An 18,146-nucleotide genomic window follows, 5' to 3' on the forward strand; every position below is an offset into this window, starting at 1 on the left:
ACCGGGCGCCCCGGACAAGGGCGTCGGGTCGATGACCGAAGGGCTGCGGACCATGCGACAGACACGGATCGAAAAAACACGGCGGTCGGTCCGGGTCCGCCCGTACCAGGACGAGGAGCAGTTCGGCGAGGGCCTGCTGTCCGGCCTCGACCCCCGCGACCCCGACATCGTGCGTGCCAAGCGCCTGCGGTCGGCACGGCACGGCGGCAATCCCCGCCCCTGAGCCGGACGGCCGCTGCCCCACCACTCACCCTTCCGCTCAGCCCGCGACCGGCCCGGAGCGTACGCGTGTCATCGGGTCCAGGACTCCCGTTCCTCGGACCTCCACCGCATACGCCCCGGGCCGTCGTCCGTCCGGCGAGAAGTCGCCGTCCGTCCGGAGAGGACTCACCGCCCGCCTTCCGCACCGCGGCGAAGTTCCGCCTCAGGTGTTGTCCGGACCTGGTCAACAGGCTTCAATGCGGGATTACTTGGGCCGGGAACCACGGCGTACACATGTGCCCATGCCCTGTACGCCGATCGCGCGGCCTTCGCGACCGGCGGGAACGGCCCGACGAGCCGTTGTGAGCATCCACAGAGAGGGCCCTGCATGCGGCACGGCACACAGCACGCGGACGTCGCCGCCGCGGAACTGGAGACGGCCCTGCGGGGCGGCCCCTTCCATGTCGCCCTGCGTGCCGCGATCACCGCTCGTGGACTGCCGCTGCAGCGCGTACAGCACCATCTGACGCGGTACGGGGTCAAGGTCGGCGTGACGAGTCTGAGCTACTGGCAGCAGGGCGCGCGGCGTCCACAGCGCGCCGAGTCCCTGCGGGCCGTGCGCGCCCTGGAGGAGATACTCCAGCTGCCGGACGAGTCGCTGATCCGGCTGCTCACGACGGTGGACGACCGCACCGGCGCGGAACGCCCTGCGGTCCGCTCGTACCGGTCCCTGGTCGAGGCGTCCGGCGCCGTGGAGAAGCTGCTGGCCGAACTCGACTCGCCGCTCGACGGCGGGCTGCTCGCCCTGGGCCAGCACGAACGAGTGCGGATCGGCGCCGGGCGCGAGCTGCTGGGACGCGACTGCCGACACATCGTCCGCGCCCACAGGGACGGCGTCGACCGCTACGTCGCCGTCCACCACGGAGATCCCGGCTGCGCCCCCGAGCGCATCACCGTGCACGCCCTGGAGAACTGCCGCACGGGACGCGTGCTCCGGCACCACGAGACGGGCGTCCTGGTGGCCGAGCTGCTCTTCGACACCCGGCTGCGGGCGGGTGACACCTTCCTGTTCCGCTACGGCGTCGAGGACGGCACCGCCGGCGCGTCCGGCGAGTACGTCCGCGGGTTCGGGTTCTCCGGCGGGCAGTACGCCCTTGAGGTGCGGTTCGCCGGGGAGGAGCTGCCCGTGCGCTGCCACCGGTTCACCCAGCACTCGGCGGCGGCACCCCGCAGCGGCCACCGGGAACTGCCGCTGAGCCACTGTCACCGGTCGGTCCACCTGGTGGAGCAGCGGGTGCGGTCGGGGATCGTGGGGATCGCCTGGGACTGGGAGTGATCGGCCGGTCGGGCAGTGGGGCGGTAGGGCGACGGGGCGGTAGGGCGGTCGTCGCGTAAACGCTTGCGCAAGCGTTTACGTGCTGCGCCGGATGGGGTACTTTCACGGACGAGCAGCGCGGATCCGGGGAGGACTTCATGGCGACGATGGCCGACGTGGCCCGGCACGCGGGCGTGTCCGTCGCGACGGTCTCGCACGTGCTCAACGACACGCGCCCGGTGCTGCCGCACACGCGCCAGGCCGTGCTCGACGCCGTCGAAACCCTCGCCTACACCCCGAACACCCTGGCCAGGTCCCTGGTCACGGCACGCACGCGGTCCATCGGGCTCGCGGTGTCGGCGATCAGCAACCCCTACTTCACGGAGATCCTCCAGGGCGTGGAGGCGGGCGCCCTGGAGCACGGTTACAGCCTGCTGATCGCGGATCCGCACGACGATCCGGCCCACGAACGCAAGGTGGTCCAGCTCCTGCACGAGCGGCGCGTGGACGGCATGATCGTCGCGCCGTCCACGCAGCCGCGGGAGCTGATCGCCTATCTCGGGCGGCACGAGGTGCCGACGGTGTTCCTGGACCGGCTGGTCGACGGCGACGCGGCGCCCGGTTTCGCCTGCGACCAGGTGTGCGCGGAGAACGCCGAGCCGGTCGCCCGCCTGGTCACCCACCTCGCCGAACGGGGCCACAGGAGGATCGGCCTGGTCGCGGGACTTCCCGGGCTCAGTACGACGAGCGAGCGGATCGCCGGCTACCGGCACGGCCTGGCGCACGCGGGACTCGCCCACGACGAGCGGCTGGTGGTCACCGGCAACTCGGAGGCGGCGGGCGCCGAGCGGGCGACCGACGCCCTGCTGTCCCTCCCGGCACCGCCGACGGCGCTCGTCACCGCCAACAACGCGATGACCATCGGCGCGCTGCGCGCCGTCCGCGCGCGTGGTCTGTCCGTGCCCGCCGACCTGGCGCTGTGCTGCTTCGACGACTTCTCCTGGGCGGATCTCTTCTCGCCCCGGCTCACCGCGATCTCCCAGCCCAGCAAGGAGATCGGCGCCCAGGCCGTACGGCTGCTGCTGGAACGGCTGGACTCCCCCGGCCGGGCGGCGCGTACGGTGCGGCTGCCCTCCACCTTCGTCCACCGCACCTCGTGCGGCTGCCCCGAGAAAGGACCCGACTCGTGATCGTCGTCGCCGGTGAGGCCCTGATCGACCTGGTGCCCAGTGAGAAGGGCGCGCTCGCCGACCTCGCCCCGCGTCGCGGCGGCGGCCCGTACAACACGGCGGTGGCGCTGGGCCGGCTCGGCTCCCCCACGTCCTTCTGCTCCCGGATCTCGCACGACGCCTTCGGCGAGGCCCTGGTCGGCGGGCTCCGCGAAGCGGGTGTCGACGTGTCGTCCGTGCAGCGCGGCACCGAGCCCACGACTCTCGCCGTCGCGTCCATCGCCGCGGACGGCTCGGCCGGTTACTCCTTCTACGTGGAAGGCACCGCGGACCGGTTGTTCTCGGCGCCCGCCCACGTCCCGGACGGGACGCGAGCGGTGTCCTTCGGTACCTGTTCGCTCGTCCTGGAGCCGGGCGCGAGCGCGTACGAGGAGCTGATGCGGAGCGCGGCGGCGCAGGGCGTGTTCACCACGCTCGATCCGAACATCCGCGCGGTGCTCATCCCCGACGCGGACGCCTACCGGGCCCGGTTCAAGAGCTGGCTGCCGTCGGTGTCGCTGCTCAAGCTGTCCGAGGAGGACGCCCGGTGGCTGGGCGGCACACCGCGCGAGTGGCTGACCGCCGGCCCCTCGGCCGTGGTGATCACGCGGGGCGGCGACGGACTGACCGCCTTCACCCGGGACGGCGGCGAGTACTCCGTGCCGGGTGAACCGGTCGACGTGGTGGACACGATCGGCGCGGGCGACACGGTGAACGCGGCGCTGCTGCACGGACTCGCCTCCCGCGGCGCACTGTCCGCGGAGGCGGTCGCGGGCCTCGGGGCGGACGGCTGGGGCGCGTTGCTGCGGTTCGCCGCACGGGCCGCGGCGATCACCTGCTCCCGCGCGGGCGCGGAACCCCCGTACGCGCACGAGGTGGGCACCGTCTGAGCGGGCTCGGCCGCGACAGAGGCGCCCCGAAGGGGTGCGGGGAACTGCGCGACCAGCCACGACGAACCCGCGGACACCCGACGGCACGCCCCGGCACCCCCTGGGCACGACACCCGGCACGCTGACGCGTCGCGCCCCACGGGTTTCCCGTGGGGCGCGACGCGTGACAGTGACGACATACAGGACCACCCGGCCCTGAACCCGGTTCAGGCTTTACGGGCCCGGGCCGTCTTCTTCGCCGGAGTCGCCTTCTTCGTGGCGGCGGCCGCCTTCTTGGCGGCCGTGCCGGTGGCGCCCTTGGCCGCGGTGGTCCCGGCCGCGGCGGACCTCGTCGTCGTGGTCCTGGCCGTCGCCGTCTTCTTCGTCGTCGACCCGGCCGCCGCGACCTTCTTGGCGGTGGCCTTGCGCGCGGGCTTCGCCTGCGGGGCGTCGCTGACGCGCTCGGCGCCGAGGACCTCCCGCAGGAACTTGCCCGTGTGGCTGGCCGGCACCCCGGCGACCTCCTCGGGCGTGCCCTCGGCGATGACGATGCCACCGCCGGCGCCGCCCTCGGGGCCCATGTCGACGACCCAGTCGGCGGTCTTGATGACATCGAGGTTGTGCTCGATGACGATGACCGTGTTGCCCTTGTCGACCAGCCCCGACAGGACGACGAGCAGCTTGCTGATGTCCTCGAAGTGCAGGCCGGTGGTCGGCTCGTCGAGGACGTACACCGTGCGTCCGGTGGACCGCTTCTGGAGCTCGCTGGCGAGCTTCACCCGCTGGGCCTCACCGCCGGACAGGGTCGTCGCGGACTGGCCGAGCCGGACGTAGCCGAGGCCGACGTCGTTCAGTGTCCTGAGGTGGCGGGAGATCGCCGGGACCGCCTCGAAGAAGTTCATGGCTTCCTCGATCGGCATGTTCAGGACGTCGGCGATGGACTTGCCCTTGTAGTGGACGTCCAGGGTCTCCCGGTTGTAGCGGGCACCGTGGCAGACCTCGCAGGGGACGTACACGTCCGGCAGGAAGTTCATCTCGATCTTGATCGTGCCGTCGCCCGCGCAGTTCTCGCAGCGGCCGCCCTTGACGTTGAAGGAGAAGCGGCCGGGCAGGTAGCCGCGGACCTTCGCCTCGGTGGTCTCGGCGAACAGCTTGCGGACGTGGTCGAAGACACCGGTGTACGTCGCCGGGTTCGACCGGGGTGTGCGGCCGATCGGCGACTGGTCGACGTGCACGACCTTGTCGACGAGGTCGTCGCCCGCCACGCGCGTGTGGCGGCCGGGGACGCTCCTGGCGCCGTTCAGCTCGCGGGCCAGGTGCGTGTACAGGATGTCGTTGACCAGCGTCGACTTGCCGGAGCCGGAGACACCGGTGACGGCCGTGAGGATGCCCAGCGGGAACGACACGTCGATGTCCCGGAGGTTGTTCTCACGGGCGCCGTGCACGGTGAGCTGCCGGGACGGGTCGCGCGGGCGCCGGACCTCGGGCAGGGGGATGGCCTTCTTGCCCGACAGGTACTGACCGGTCTGCGACTCGTCGTTGGCGAGGAGCTCCTTCAGGGAGCCGCTGTGCACGACGTGGCCGCCGTGCTCGCCCGCGCCGGGGCCGATGTCGACGATCCAGTCGGCGACCTTGATGGTGTCCTCGTCGTGCTCGACGACGATGAGCGTGTTGCCCATGTCGCGCAGCCGGACCAGGGTCTCGATGAGACGGTGGTTGTCCCGCTGGTGCAGGCCGATGGACGGCTCGTCGAGGACGTACAGGACGCCGACGAGGCCGGAGCCGATCTGGGTGGCCAGCCGGATGCGCTGGGCCTCGCCGCCGGAGAGGGTGCCCGCGGCGCGGTTCAGCGACAGGTAGTCGAGGCCGACGTCGACCAGGAACCGCAGCCGTTCGTTGACCTCCTTCAGGACGCGTTCGGCGATCTTCTTGTCGCGGTCGTCGAGCTTCAGCTCGCCCAGGAAGTCCGCGCAGTCGCTGATGGACATGGCCGCGACCTCGGCGATGGACTTCTCCATGACCGTGACCGCGAGGACGACGGGCTTGAGGCGCGTGCCCTCGCAGGTGGGACAGGGCACCTCGCGCATGTAGCCCTCGAAGCGCTCGCGGCTCGTGTCGCTCTCGGCCTCGCTGTGCCGGCGCTTGACGAACGGGACGGCGCCTTCGAAGGGCGTCGTGTACACGCGCTCCCTGCCGTACCGGTTGCGGTAGCGGACCTCGATCTGCGTCTTGTGTCCGTGCAGGAGGGCCTTCTTGGCGCGCTGCGGGAGACCGGCGAAGGGGATGTCGGTCCGGAATCCCAGCGCGTCCGCGAGAGCGTTGATCAGGCGTGCGAAGTAGTCCTTGGTGTGTCCGTGCGACCAGGGGTGTATGGCGCCCTCGTCGAGGGACTTGTCCGGGTCGGGGACGATCAGCTCGGCGTCGACCTCCATGCGCGTGCCGATGCCCGAGCACTCCGGGCAGGCGCCGAAGGGCGAGTTGAAGGAGAAGGAGCGGGGCTCCAGCTCCTCGAAGGACAGGTCGTCGTACGCGCAGTACAGGTGCTCCGAGTACATGCGCTCGCGCTCGGGGTCGTCGGCGGGGAGATCGACGAAGTCGAGCACGACCATGCCGCCGGAGAGGCCGAGCGCGGTCTCCACGGAGTCGGTCAGGCGGCGCTTGGCACCGTCCTTGACCGTGAGGCGGTCGACGACCACCTCGATGGTGTGCTTCTCCTGCTTCTTGAGCGTGGGCGGCTCGGTGAGCTGGATCGTCTCGCCGTCGACCCGGGCCCTGCTGTACCCCTTGGTCTGGAGATCGGCGAAGAGGTCGACGAACTCCCCCTTGCGCTCCCGCACGAGCGGCGAGAGCACCTGGAAGCGGCTGCCCTGCGGGAGCTCCAGGACCTTGTCGACGATGGCCTGCGGCGACTGGCGCGAGATGGGGCGGCCGCACTGGGGGCAGTGCGGCTTGCCGATGCGCGCGAAGAGCAGCCGGAGGTAGTCGTAGACCTCGGTGATGGTGCCGACCGTCGAGCGCGGGTTGCGCGAGGTCGACTTCTGGTCGATGGAGACGGCCGGGGAGAGGCCCTCGATGAAGTCGACGTCCGGCTTGTCCATCTGGCCGAGGAACTGCCGGGCGTACGAGGACAGGGACTCCACATAGCGCCGCTGTCCCTCGGCGAAGATCGTGTCGAAGGCCAGCGAGGACTTGCCCGACCCCGACAGGCCCGTGAAGACGATGAGCGAGTCGCGCGGGAGGTCGAGCGAGACATTCTTCAGATTGTGCTCGCGCGCTCCACGGACGATGAGACGGTCGGCCACGCCGGTCCGCACCTTTCTTGAGAGAAGTGACAGGGGCGAGGCCCCCGTCTTCTCCAGACTAGGGGGAGCCACTGACAACGCCGGTTCGGTTCGCCTCGATGGGAACAATCCCGGGCTTCCAAGAATGCCCGGCGCCGCCCCCGACCATATAGCACGCGCATTCGATTAGCGGGGGTTGTCCGCCGCCTTCACCCGAACGTGTGGCGCCGCTATCGTCGGACGCATGAACGATCATGTGCGCGACCTGGCGTCTGTACGTGACGCGACCGAACGGCTGCTCAGCGCAGTCGCCGAACGGGACAACGCCGATGTGACCGAACCGTCACGGCTGCCCGGCTGGAGCCGTGGACATGTCCTGGCTCATCTCGCCCGCAACGCGGACGCCCTGGTGAACGTCCTGGAGGGACGGCCGATGTACGTCTCGGCGGATGCCCGGGACGCCGACATCGAGCGGGACGCGCCCCGCCCCCTGGAGGCCCAGCTCACCGACCTGCGCGACAGCGCGGCCCGTTTCCAGGAGGCCGGGGCCGCGCCCGCCGACTGGTCCCGCACCGTCGAACTGCGCAACGGGGTCACCGACGCGGCGGTCCGGGTGCCGTTCCGGCGGTGGATCGAGGTAGAGCTGCATCACGTGGACCTGGGCATCGGGTACGAGCTGGAGGACCTGCCGGAGGAGTTCACGGAGCGCGAGACCGCCTTCCTCGCGGACCGCTTCGCCGGACACCCCGGGGTCCCGCCCACGCGCGTCACCGACGGCACGCGCGCGTGGAGCACGGGACGCCGCTCCGAGGGTGGGGCCGAGGTCACCGTGACGGGTCCCGCGCCCGCCCTCCTCGGGTGGCTCGCCGGGCGCCGGGACGGGGCCGCTCTGCTCGTCGAGGGCGGACCGCTTCCCGTACTGCCCCCGCTATAGGCTGAGCGGCATGACGTACAGCGGAGCGGTGAAGGTCGGCGGCCCTGCGAGTGTGCACGAGCTGCGGGACCTGATGATCTCCAAGGTCGCGGTCGGCCCGATGGACAACAACGCCTATGTGCTGCGCTGCCGGGCCACGGACGAGCAACTGCTGATCGACGCGGCCGACGACGCCGGCACACTGCTCACGCTGATCGGCGCCGACGGCATCGCGTCCGTGGTCACCACGCACCGGCACGGCGACCACTGGCAGGCCCTCGCGGAGGTGGTGGCGGCCACGGGTGCGCGTACGTACGCGGGACGGGACGACGTCGACGGCATCCCGGTGCCGACGGACGTACCCGTGGAGGACGGCGACACGATCCGGGTGGGTCACGTCGAGCTGACCGCGCGCCACCTGGTGGGGCACACACCCGGCTCGATCGCACTGGTCTACGACGACCCGCACGGCCATCCTCATGTGTTCACGGGTGACTGCCTCTTCCCGGGCGGCGTGGGCAACACACGGAAGGATCCGGCGGCGTTCGCCCGCCTGATCGACGACGTCGAGACCAAGATCTTCGGCACGCTCCCGGACGAGACCTGGGTCTACCCGGGCCACGGCAACGACACGACGCTGGGCGCCGAGCGCCCCCACCTGCCGGAGTGGCGCGCACGGGGCTGGTGAACCGGCCCGTGGGGGAACGGCGCGCGACGGAGCGTGCCCCGTAGAGGGACGGTGCGCGGCAGCGACCCCGCGCGCCCCGTGTGAACAGAGCGCTCACACCCGTGCCCTGCGCGCGCTCCCGGCGCAGGAGGCCGCGCTGTCCACTGGTAGCGGTCCCGCACAGGATGACGGCTCCTGCGCGGACGGGCCGCCGGCCTCTTGATCCCCGCCCTCGGCCGGCGGCCCCGCCTGGCAGCGGTGGCCGACGTCCGGCGGCCACCGCCCCGGGCGCCGTGTCCTCTCCGGGCCGTGCCGGGCCGAACTCGGCCGTGCTGGACCGGGTCGTGCTGGACCGGGCCGACCAACGCGGCCGGTGACACACCGGTTTCACGAGATCGCAACACCCGTTCCCACCATGCGGAAAGTTGCCCCTGCGATCTCGACAGCCGGGCCCGCGCACTGCGACTCTCCCGCCATGCATCCTGCCCGAAGCACCCTGCGCGGGGCTGTGTCCGCCGCCGTCGCTCTGCTCGCCCTTGCCGTCGGCTGCAGTCCGCAGCCCGAGGAGAAGGCCGCCGACCGGTCCTCCGCCGCGCCCTGCGCCGAGGGCGAGCTGAGCACCGAGGTCTCCGGAAAGCTGACGATCGCGACGGACGAGCCCGCGTACGAGCCCTGGTTCAAGGACGGCAAGCCGGCCGGCGGCGAGGGATTCGAATCGGCCGTCGCGTATGCCGTGGCGAAGCAGCTCGGCTACGACAAGAGCGACGTCGTCTGGCAGACCGTGCCCTTCAACAAGGCGTTCGCACCCGGCGAGAAGACCTTCGACTTCGACATCAACCAGGTGTCGATCAGCGACGAACGCAAGAAGGCCGTCGACTTCTCGTCCGGCTACTACGACGTACGCCAGGCCGTCATCGCGCTGAAGGACTCCAAGGCCGCCAGGGCGAAGAGCATCGCCGACCTCAAGGGGGTCAAACTGGGCGCCCAGGTCGGCACGACCAGCCTCACCTACATCGACGACGTGGTGCGGCCGACCCGGGCGCCGGCCGCGTACACGAAGAACGACCAGGCCAAGTCCGCGCTGCGGAACGGGCAGGTGGACGCCATCGTGGTCGACCTGCCGACCGCCTTCTACATCACCGCGGCCGAGGTGACGGACGCCAGGATCGTCGGGCAGTTCGAGAACCGGGGCGGCTCTCCGGAGCAGTTCGGGCTCGTGCTGGACAAGGGCAGCGCCCTCACCTCGTGCGTGACGGACGCCGTGGACGCCCTGCGCGAGGACGGCTCGCTGGCCGCCATCGAGAAGCAGTGGCTGTCGGACGCCGTCGACGCGCCGGTACTCAGGTGACCGACGGGTGGCAGGAACCGGCCGGAGTGGCGGACGGCCGGACGGACAGGAGGACGGGCGGAGGACCCGGCAAGGATTCCGCCGACGGGGACGGGCACGATCCGTACGTCCCGTCGCCGCGACGCCTCGAACGGGAGCGCCACAAGCGCTCCCGCGCCCGCCGCGCGACGGCGGTCGCCGCACTGTCCACGCTCGCGACCGCAGTCGTCCTCTACCTCGTCGTCGTGAACGCGCCGGGCTGGCCGCGCACCAGGGAGACGTTCTTCGACGGGCGGTACGCGCGCGAGGCGCTCCCCAAGGTCCTCGAAGGGCTGTGGCTGAACGTCCGGCTGCTGCTGGTGTGCGGCGCGGCGGTCCTCGTGCTCGGCATGCTGATCGCCGTCGCCCGCACGCTGCGCGGTCCGGTGTTCTTCCCCGTGCGGGCGCTGGCCGCCGCGTACACCGACTTCTTCCGCGGTCTGCCGCTGATCATCAACCTGATGATCGTGGTGCTGGGCGTGCCGGCGCTGCGGCTGCAGGGCATCACGGTCGATCCGGTGTTGCTGGGCGGCACGGCGCTCACGCTGACGTACTCGGCGTACGTCGCCGAGGTGTTCCGGGCCGGCATCGAGTCGGTGCACCCCTCGCAGCGTGCCGCGGCGCGCTCGCTCGGCCTGAGCAACCGTCAGGCGCTGCGGTACGTGGTGCTCCCCCAGGCCGTACGCCGTCAGGTGCCGCCGCTGCTCAACGATCTGGTGTCCCTGCAGAAGGACACCGGACTCGTCTCGATCGGCGGCGCGGTCGACGCCGTGCGCGCCGCGGACATCATCGTGGGCCGCAGTCTCAACTACACGCCGTACATCGTCGCGGGACTGGTCTTCGTCGCGCTGACCATTCCGATGGCCCGCTTCACGGACTGGGTCACGGCACGGATGGACCGCCGTCAGGCACAGGGAGGGAACACATGAGCGGGACGAGCACGGACCCCACCGCACCCGTGCTGCGTATGGAGGCCGTCCGCAAGACCTTCGGCGGCTCGGTCGTCCTGCGCGATGTCGACCTGGAGGTCGCCCCGCACACGGTGACGGCGCTGATCGGGGCCTCTGGCTCCGGCAAGTCGACCCTGCTGCGCTGCGCGAACCTCCTGGAGGAGATCGACGACGGCGCCATCTGGCTGGACGGCGAGGAGATCACCGACCCGCGTACCGACCAGGACGCGGTGCGCAGGCGCATCGGCGTGGTCTTCCAGGCGTACAACCTCTTCCCGCACATGACCGTCCTGGAGAACACCACGCTCGCCCCGCGCCGTGTGCACCGCGTGGAGCGGGCGGAGGCGCGGGCGCACGCCCGTGAGCTGCTCGACCGGCTCGGCCTCGGTGACAAGGCGGACGAGTATCCCGACCGGCTGAGCGGCGGCCAGCAGCAGCGGGCCGCGATCGTCCGCGCCCTCGCCGTACGCCCCCGGCTGTTGCTCCTCGACGAGGTCACGGCCGCGCTCGACCCCGAGCTGGTGGGCGAGGTCCTGAGCGTCGTCCGGGACCTGAAGGACGACGGCATGACCATGGTGCTGGCCACGCACGAGATGGGCTTCGCCCGCGATGTCGCGGACCAGGTCTGCTTCCTCGACGGCGGGGTCGTCCTGGAGCGCGGCACGGCCGAGGAGGTCTTCGGCGAGCCGCGGGAGGAGCGCACGCGGCGCTTCCTGCGACGGATCGTGGAGGCGGGACGGCTCTGAACGGTCGGCCGTCAGGCCCGTGCCTGACCCGCCCCCGCCAGTGCCGCGACCCGCTCCACCCCGAACACGTATCCCTGCACACCGCAGCCCGCGATGACTCCGTCGGCGCGCAGCGAGACGTACGAGTGGTGCCGGAACTCCTCACGCCGGTGGATGTTGGAGATGTGGACCTCCAGCACCGGCAGGCCGTCACAGGTGTTGAGGGCGTCCAGGATCGCGACGGAGGTGTGCGAGTAGGCGCCCGGATTGATCACGATCCCCGAGTGGTGGAGGCGTGCTTCGTGGATCCAGTCGACCAGTTCGCCCTCGTGGTTGGACTGCCGGAAGTCGATCGTCCCGCCGTGCGCCGCCGCCGCCTCGGCGCACGACGCCTCGACGTCCGCGAGGGTGTCGGAGCCGTAGATCTCCGGCTGCCGCTGGCCCAGGAGGTTCAGGTTGGGGCCGTTGAGAATCATGATGGGGGCGTCGGCGAGAGTGCGGGGCACGGGTCCTCCGGTCCGGTCCAATGGTTCGGCCCGTCAAGGACCGCTGTTCGGACCCGGTTTATCACGGTGCGCGGACCTGCAACTCGGCATCCCCTACGGAGGCGTGAGCCGGGTCGACAGACCTGCCCGGCGCATCACCGTGAGGTACTGGGGCGCCCCGGGCTCCCGCGCGCCCCCGTAACCCGTGGTGACCGTGGGTAGTTGACGCGGCATGCACCGTGCACGCACAGTAAAACCGCCTTCCATGCCGCGACTCGCGGCCGCCGCGCTCGCCGGGACGGCCATCGAGTTCTACGACTTCTTCGTCTACGGGACGGCCGCCGCGCTCGTCCTCGGCCCGCTGTTCTTCCCCACGTTCTCGCCGGTCGCGGGGACGCTGGCGGCCTTCGGGACCTTCGGGGTCGGGTTCGTGGCACGGCCGCTGGGTTCGGTCCTGTTCGGGCACATCGGGGACCGGCACGGACGGCGGCCCGTGCTCGTCGCCTCCCTCCTGCTGACCGGCGCCGCGACCGTCGCGGTCGGCTGCGTACCGACGTACGACGCCATCGGTACGGCCGCTCCCGTGCTGCTCCTGGTGCTGCGTTTCCTCCAGGGGCTGGGGCTCGGCGGGGAGTGGGGCGGGGCCGTGCTGCTGACCGCGGAGCACGCGCCCGCCGGACGCCGCGGACTGTGGTCGAGCTTTCCCCAGATCGGGCCGGCGGTGGGCTTCGTCCTCGCGAACGGCGTGATGCTCGCGCTGTCGGCGACGCTCTCCGAAGCGCAGTTCGCCTCCTGGGGCTGGCGGGTGCCCTTCTGGGCGGCGGGGGTGCTCGCCGCGGCCGGGCTGTGGCTGCGCTCCTCGCTCGCCGAGAGCCCGCAGTTCCTCGGCCTGCGGGAGCACGCGCGCGTGCCGCTCGCCGAAGTGGTCCGCGGGCACTGGCGCCTGGTGCTGCTGACCGCCGGGGCGCTGGCGGTCGGGTACGCGCTGTTCTACGCGGTGACGACCTGGTCCCTCGCCTACGCGACCGAGCGGCTCGGGGTGAGCCGTACCGTCATGCTCGCCTGCATCATGGCGGCCGTGGTGGTGAAGGGCGCCCTCACCCCTGTGGCGGCCGTGCTGAGCGACCGCTTCGGGCGGCGGCCGCTGTGTCTCGCGGGGTGCGCGGTCGCCACCGTGTGGATGTTCCCGATGATCGCGCTGCTGTCGACGGCGGAACCGCTGCTGATGTTCCTCGGCTTCCTGGTGGCGCTGATCGCGTTCGTCACGATGTTCGGTGTGATCGCCGCGTACCTCGCGGAGCTGTACGAACCTCGGGTGCGCTGTACGGGCGCGGCGGTGGGCTACAACCTGGGCGGGGTGCTCGGAGGCGCGCTCACCCCGATCGTGGCGACCGCGCTCGCGGACGGCGGCGGGCGGGTGCCGTGGGGCGTGGCCGGCTATCTGACGGGCATCGCACTGCTCAGCCTCGGCTGCTTCGCGCTGCTCCCGGAGACCCGGCCGGTGGGGGTGGTGGTACCGGAGCCGGCCACGGGCTGAGCGCTGCTGGAGGTACGTGACTGCCCCGGCCGGTGGCCGAGGGGCCCTACGGGTTGATCGCCAGTTCCAGATACGCCGCGAACAGCACCAGGTGGACGCCGCCCTGGAGCGGGGTCGCCCGGCCGGGGACCACCGTGAGGGAGCTGACCACCACGGTCAGGGCGAGCAGCACCATGTGTGTGGAGCCCAGGCCCAGGACGAGCGGGCCGGAGAGCCAGATCGACGCGACGGCCACGGCGGGGATGGTCAGGCCGATGCTCGCCATCGCCGAGCCGAGGGCGAGGTTCAGGCTGGTCTGCACACGGTCCCGGCGGGCGGAGCGCAGTGCGGCGATCGTCTCGGGCAGCAGGACGAGCAGGGCGATGATCACGCCGACCACGGCGTGCGGCATCCCGGCCGCCTCCACCCCGGACTCGATGGTGGGTGACACGCCTTTGGCGAGGCCGACCACGCCGACGAGGGCCAGGCCGAGGAGGCCGAGGCTGGTCATCGCGGTCCTGGCGGAGGGAAGGCCGGCGTGCTCGGCCGCGGCGATCACCTCGCCCTGTCGCGTGACCGGCAGGAAGTAGTCGCGATGTCGCACGGTCTGCGTCGCCACGAACATGCCGTACAGGACGAGCGAGGAGAGGGCGGCGAAGGTGAGCTGGGTCGTGGAGAACTCCGGCCCCGGTCTGCTGGTGGTGAAGGTCGGCAGCACCAGGCTGAGCGTCGCCAGCGTCGCCACGGTCGCGAGGGCGGCGCCGGTGCCCTCCGCGTTGAAGACGGCCAGGCCGTGCCGCAGCGAGGCGACGAGCAGACTCAGGCCGACGATTCCGTTGCAGGTGATCATCACGGCCGCGAAGACGGTGTCGCGGGCCAGCGTGGCGCTCTTGGCCCCGCCGTCGGCCATGAGAGTGACGATCAGCGCGACCTCGATGATCGTGACAGCGACGGCCAGGACCAGCGAGCCGAACGGTTCACCGACCCGGTGGGCGATCACCTCGGCGTGATGGACCGCGGCCAGTACGGAGCCGGCCAGCACCGCCGTCACCAGGGCGACGAGCGCGCCGGGCAGATCGCGGCCCCAGGTGAGAACCAGCAGGACGATCGCCATCACGGGCACGGCGGCCGTCCACCGCGTCACGAGTGACCGAAGCCGAACGATCATGCTGCGATCGTCGCAGCCACGCACGGGTCCCGCATTCCGGCGGGCGGGCCGCGCTCGCCGTACGAACAGGCACCGGGAGCGGTGGCCGGCAGTTCGCCGACGTCGCTCCCGGTGCTGGTCGTTCCTGCGTCCGACGGGGTCAGACGTCGATGCTGTCCTTCTCGGAACCTTCGGTCTTCTGGGTCCCTTCGGTCTTCCCCGTCTCTTCGGCCGCCTGCTTCTTGGAGGCCATCAGGCTGGTGATCGTGGTGATCACCAGAACGGCGCAGATCACGCCGAGGGAGACCGGGATGGAGATCTCCGGAACATGGACACCGGACTCGTGCAGCGCGTGCAGCACCAGCTTGACGCCGATGAATCCGAGGATGACCGACAGGCCGTAGCTGAGGTGGACCAGCTTCTTGAGGAGTCCGCCGATCAGGAAGTACAGCTGCCGCAGGCCCATCAGCGCGAACGCGTTGGCCGTGAACACGATGTACGGGTCCTGCGTCAGGCCGAAGATCGCGGGGATCGAGTCGAGCGCGAAGAGCACGTCGGTGGTGCCGATCGCCAGCATGACGACCAGCATCGGGGTCATGACCCGCTTGCCGTTCTGCTGGATCCACAGCTTGGTGCCGTGGTAGCGGTCGGCGACACCGAAGCGGCGCTCGGCGGCCTTGAGCAGCCGGTTCTCCTCGAACTCCTCGTCCTCGTCGTCGGCGCGGGCTTCCTGGATCAGCTTCCACGCGGTGTAGATGAGGAACGCGCCGAAGATGTAGAAGACCCACGCGAAGCTGGCGAGGATGGCGGCACCGGCGGCGATGAAGATCGCGCGCAGGACCAGGGCTATCAGCACACCGATGAGCAGCACTCGCTGCTGGTACTGCGTGGGCACCGCGAACTTCGCCATGATCAGGACGAAGACGAAGAGGTTGTCGACGCTCAGCGACTTCTCGGTGATGAAGCCGGCGAAGAACTCTCCGGCGGGCTGGCCACCGGAGAAGAAGAGCAGTCCGAGCCCGAACAGTGCGGCCAGGACGATCCAGACGACCGTCCAGATTCCGGCTTCCTTGATCGATACGTCGTGCGGCTTGCGGCCGATGAAGAAATCGACCCCGATGAGGGCCGCGAGGCCCACGATTGTGAGGACCCAAAGGGTCACTGAAACATCCACTGCGCCTCCGGCAGTACGTAACGGCAAATGTCAGCGTCGTCGCTGCCGGAGGTCTCTTCCACCCGGTGCGTCCTGGGCACGTGATGCGCCCGGCTGCACCTGGGCCGACGCCCCGGGATCTGGCCTGATCCGTATTGACGGGAACGCCGCAGTAGTCAGGGAGTACTCCCCTCCGCACTCATGACAGTACCCAATCACCAAGGAAAGGTAAAGAGATTGGTAAAAGAAAAGCCAAGTGCGCTGGTCAGGTGAGTTGACCAAGTCTTGGGGAAGGGTTGGGCGACCTCAGCGGTTACAGGAGCGGCGGGCTGCCGCGACCTGGGTGAGGACGTGCTGCAGCACCTGGCTGCCCGGCGGGACCCGCGAGGGGTCGTAGGTCCAGGTGTGCCCGACCCACGGGTCGGCGAGGTGGTCGTCGGGCACCGGCGTGAGCCGGAGCAGCGACCGCCACAGCGGGTCGAGCAGCGGCCCGTAGGCGGCGGCGTCCTCCCGGTCGGCGACCAGCATGAGATGCACTCCGACGGCCGGGCCCTCGTCCGCGAGATAACGCAGCTGGGTCACGGCACGGTCGTCGAAGCCGTGCGGGAAGTCGTTGACGATCAGCAGTTGCTCGGCCGGGTCGAGGTCGGACGGCAGCGAGTCGGCCGCACCGCCCCTGATGGCCATCTGCACCAGGTCGACGCGCTGGGTCAGCCGGGCCAGCACCTCGGTCACCCCCGCGGCGCCGACGGCGGGCGGACCGGCGAGCACTCCGGTGCTCACGAGCGGCAGGAGGGACGGGGCCGCCGAGCCCGCCGCGTCGATGACGTGCACGGTGTACTCACCGGCGGGATAGACGGCGAGCAGCCGGGCCGCGTGGGCCACGGCCGTGTCCATGGCGAGGCGGCGCAGGTCGTCGGAGTCCGCTATCGAACCGTCGAAGGATCCGCCGCGGCCGCTGTCGATCCACAGACCGCGCTCCAGCGGCAGCCGCACCAGCATGGGAATGCTCACGCCGGCGCTCTCGGGCAGGTGCAGGTCGCCCAGACGCAGGGCCATGGGGATCTCCATCGGCACCCGGTAGGCGTGCCAGGCGGGGTTGTCCCAGCGCGCGAACGCGGGCGGCAGCGCGGGCTCGACGACCTCGGCCTCGGCGGTGAGCTGGGCGAGGTCGCGGTCGAGAACCTGCCTGGCCCGGTCGATCAGCTCGGCGTGCTTGGCGCGGGCCGCCTCGCGGGCGGCATCGCCCTGGCCACCGATCCGGCTGCGCGGGTCGGACAGCACCTTGTCGAGTTCCTGCTCCATCCGCGACTCGGCGAAGTCGACGGCGCTGCGATACGCGGCGGCCGTGCGGGCCAGGTCCTCGAACATGCCCCACACCTGGTTGTAGAGGCGCTCCTCCATGGACCAGCCGGTCGCGTCGCCCGCCACGGGCTGTGCGGGCTGCCCCGGCCGGGCCGGGGGCGCGGCCGGCGGGGGCGGCGGCGGTGCGGCGGCCTGCCGGCCAGGGTGGCTGTAGTTGACGGGGCCGCCGGCTCCGGGGCCGCCGGGCTGGGTGACGGCGGACGGATCCCCCGGTGCTGAGGCCGCGGGGTAGCCGGGCTGCGGAACTCCGGGGCCGACACCGGGCGCGGTGGCTCCCTGGCCGCCGGGATGTCCTTGCTGCGGAGGCACCTGCCCCGGCGCGCTCTGGGACGTCGTCGATCCGCCCTGGTCCTGGCCGAGGGCGGGTGCCGCGGCGTGCCGTGAGCGGTCGCCCTCGGCCGTGCGCGGCGGTGGCGCGGAGACCGAGCGTGCCAGGCCCTGGGCGACCGCTTCGTTGATACCGCCGGCGAGCTGGTGGGCCTGGGGCAGACCCTGGTCGGCGAGAAGCTCGGCGAGACCGCCCGCATATCCCTGGCCCACGGCGCGCACCTTCCAGGCGCCCTGCCTGCGGTAGAGCTCGAGTGCGACGACGGCCGACTCGGAGTCGAGCCCTGTGACCGTGTAGCTGGCGACCTCGGAGCCGTCGAGCCCGGTGACCGCGACGAAGGGGGCCGCGACGGCACCGAACCGGACCGGACCGCCCACTCCGGAGGGCAGGGCGAGGAGCACACTGACCCGGTGCACGGTCTCCGGCAGGGCGTCCAGGTCGCACGCGAGCCGGTGATCGGCCGCCGCCTGCTTGGACACCTCTATGCCTGGCAGAGTGGGTGAGCCCGGGTGGGCCACCCACTCGACACCGTGCACCTTGCCCCGCTCGTCGCTGAGCGTGGCCCCGGCCACGATCGGCTTGCCGGCCGACACCCGGATCTCAAGTCGTGCCTGGGATAGCGGGTGGTTCTGCCCCCGGACCAGCTCAGCCGTCATC

General features: G+C 71.2%; 15 protein-coding genes. 10 read left to right on the forward strand and 5 right to left on the reverse strand.

Annotated features, from left to right (window positions below; translation table 11 throughout):
- Positions 1-52: 52 nt before the first annotated feature.
- From ACFYXC_RS22895 to ACFYXC_RS22910, 4 genes are all read left to right on the forward strand, one after another.
- Complete coding sequence (locus ACFYXC_RS22895) at positions 53-223, forward strand: hypothetical protein (RefSeq protein ID WP_388915130.1); 171 nt, start codon at positions 53-55, stop codon at positions 221-223.
- A 366-nt stretch (positions 224-589) separates the two neighbouring features.
- A complete protein-coding gene (locus ACFYXC_RS22900) occupies positions 590-1,537 on the forward strand; it encodes a hypothetical protein (RefSeq protein ID WP_389553849.1) in 948 nt (315 codons plus the stop codon).
- A gap of 137 nt (positions 1,538-1,674) precedes the next feature.
- A complete protein-coding gene (locus ACFYXC_RS22905) occupies positions 1,675-2,706 on the forward strand; it encodes a LacI family DNA-binding transcriptional regulator (RefSeq protein WP_389553850.1) in 1,032 nt (343 codons plus the stop codon).
- Positions 2,703-3,614 (forward strand): carbohydrate kinase, encoded by a 912-nt coding sequence (locus tag ACFYXC_RS22910; protein ID WP_389553851.1) that lies wholly within the window; start codon positions 2,703-2,705, stop codon positions 3,612-3,614. The genes ACFYXC_RS22905 and ACFYXC_RS22910 overlap by 4 nt, the downstream gene beginning before the upstream one ends.
- A gap of 206 nt (positions 3,615-3,820) precedes the next feature.
- Here ACFYXC_RS22910 and uvrA read toward each other — a convergent pair whose 3' ends face one another.
- A complete protein-coding gene (gene uvrA / locus ACFYXC_RS22915) occupies positions 3,821-6,895 on the reverse strand; it encodes an excinuclease ABC subunit UvrA (RefSeq protein ID WP_388915118.1) in 3,075 nt (1,024 codons plus the stop codon).
- Positions 6,896-7,118: 223 nt separating this feature from the next.
- Between uvrA and ACFYXC_RS22920 the strand changes: the two genes are divergently transcribed.
- The 5 genes from ACFYXC_RS22920 to ACFYXC_RS22940 all read left to right on the forward strand — a co-directional run bounded on the left by ACFYXC_RS22920 (position 7,119) and on the right by ACFYXC_RS22940 (position 11,516).
- Positions 7,119-7,808 (forward strand): maleylpyruvate isomerase family mycothiol-dependent enzyme, encoded by a 690-nt coding sequence (locus ACFYXC_RS22920; protein ID WP_389553852.1) that lies wholly within the window; start codon positions 7,119-7,121, stop codon positions 7,806-7,808.
- Positions 7,809-7,818: 10 nt separating this feature from the next.
- Positions 7,819-8,475 carry an MBL fold metallo-hydrolase gene (locus ACFYXC_RS22925; RefSeq protein ID WP_388915112.1) on the forward strand — a complete coding sequence of 219 codons (657 nt, stop codon included), beginning with the start codon at positions 7,819-7,821 and terminating at the stop codon, positions 8,473-8,475.
- Positions 8,476-8,929: 454 nt separating this feature from the next.
- On the forward strand, positions 8,930-9,802 hold the full coding sequence (locus ACFYXC_RS22930) for an ABC transporter substrate-binding protein (protein ID WP_389553853.1): 873 nt from the start codon (positions 8,930-8,932) through the stop codon (positions 9,800-9,802).
- Positions 9,799-10,749 (forward strand): amino acid ABC transporter permease, encoded by a 951-nt coding sequence (locus ACFYXC_RS22935; protein WP_389553854.1) that lies wholly within the window; start codon positions 9,799-9,801, stop codon positions 10,747-10,749. The genes ACFYXC_RS22930 and ACFYXC_RS22935 overlap by 4 nt, the downstream gene beginning before the upstream one ends.
- On the forward strand, positions 10,746-11,516 hold the full coding sequence (locus tag ACFYXC_RS22940; protein ID WP_389553855.1) for an amino acid ABC transporter ATP-binding protein: 771 nt from the start codon (positions 10,746-10,748) through the stop codon (positions 11,514-11,516). Before ACFYXC_RS22935 ends, ACFYXC_RS22940 begins: the two co-directional genes overlap by 4 nt.
- Positions 11,517-11,527: 11 nt before the next feature.
- Here ACFYXC_RS22940 and aroQ read toward each other — a convergent pair whose 3' ends face one another.
- On the reverse strand, positions 11,528-12,001 hold the full coding sequence (aroQ, locus tag ACFYXC_RS22945) for a type II 3-dehydroquinate dehydratase (protein ID WP_388915100.1): 474 nt from the start codon (positions 11,999-12,001) through the stop codon (positions 11,528-11,530).
- A gap of 211 nt (positions 12,002-12,212) precedes the next feature.
- On the opposite strand from aroQ, the gene ACFYXC_RS22950 reads away from it, so the two are divergent.
- Positions 12,213-13,517: an MFS transporter gene (locus tag ACFYXC_RS22950; protein ID WP_389553856.1), complete on the forward strand. Its 1,305-nt coding sequence runs from the start codon at positions 12,213-12,215 to the stop codon at positions 13,515-13,517.
- Positions 13,518-13,563: 46 nt separating this feature from the next.
- On the opposite strand, the gene ACFYXC_RS22955 is transcribed toward ACFYXC_RS22950, so the two are convergent.
- From ACFYXC_RS22955 to ACFYXC_RS22965, 3 genes are all read right to left on the reverse strand, one after another.
- Positions 13,564-14,664 carry a calcium:proton antiporter gene (locus ACFYXC_RS22955; protein ID WP_389553857.1) on the reverse strand — a complete coding sequence of 367 codons (1,101 nt, stop codon included), beginning with the start codon at positions 14,662-14,664 and terminating at the stop codon, positions 13,564-13,566.
- A 139-nt stretch (positions 14,665-14,803) separates the two neighbouring features.
- Positions 14,804-15,817, reverse strand: coding sequence for a TerC family protein (locus ACFYXC_RS22960; RefSeq protein WP_389553858.1), 1,014 nt, complete (start codon positions 15,815-15,817; stop codon positions 14,804-14,806).
- A 285-nt stretch (positions 15,818-16,102) separates the two neighbouring features.
- Positions 16,103-18,145: a TerD family protein gene (locus ACFYXC_RS22965; RefSeq protein ID WP_389553859.1), complete on the reverse strand. Its 2,043-nt coding sequence runs from the start codon at positions 18,143-18,145 to the stop codon at positions 16,103-16,105.
- Between the last annotated feature and the right edge of the window lies 1 nt (position 18,146).

The organism is Streptomyces sp. NPDC002701 (assembly GCF_042889045.1).
Classification (GTDB): domain Bacteria; phylum Actinomycetota; class Actinomycetes; order Streptomycetales; family Streptomycetaceae; genus Streptomyces.

Coding starts and splice junctions, on each gene's coding strand:
- ACFYXC_RS22895 (WP_388915130.1), top strand. CDS start 53: ATGCGACAGACACGGATCGAAAAAACACGGCGGTCGGTCCGGGTCCGC.
- ACFYXC_RS22900 (WP_389553849.1), top strand. CDS start 590: ATGCGGCACGGCACACAGCACGCGGACGTCGCCGCCGCGGAACTGGAG.
- ACFYXC_RS22905 (WP_389553850.1), top strand. CDS start 1,675: ATGGCGACGATGGCCGACGTGGCCCGGCACGCGGGCGTGTCCGTCGCG.
- ACFYXC_RS22920 (WP_389553852.1), top strand. CDS start 7,119: ATGAACGATCATGTGCGCGACCTGGCGTCTGTACGTGACGCGACCGAA.
- ACFYXC_RS22925 (WP_388915112.1), top strand. CDS start 7,819: ATGACGTACAGCGGAGCGGTGAAGGTCGGCGGCCCTGCGAGTGTGCAC.
- ACFYXC_RS22930 (WP_389553853.1), top strand. CDS start 8,930: ATGCATCCTGCCCGAAGCACCCTGCGCGGGGCTGTGTCCGCCGCCGTC.
- ACFYXC_RS22940 (WP_389553855.1), top strand. CDS start 10,746: ATGAGCGGGACGAGCACGGACCCCACCGCACCCGTGCTGCGTATGGAG.
- ACFYXC_RS22950 (WP_389553856.1), top strand. CDS start 12,213: ATGCACCGTGCACGCACAGTAAAACCGCCTTCCATGCCGCGACTCGCG.
- ACFYXC_RS22955 (WP_389553857.1), bottom strand. CDS start 14,664: ATGATCGTTCGGCTTCGGTCACTCGTGACGCGGTGGACGGCCGCCGTG.
- ACFYXC_RS22965 (WP_389553859.1), bottom strand. CDS start 18,145: ATGACGGCTGAGCTGGTCCGGGGGCAGAACCACCCGCTATCCCAGGCA.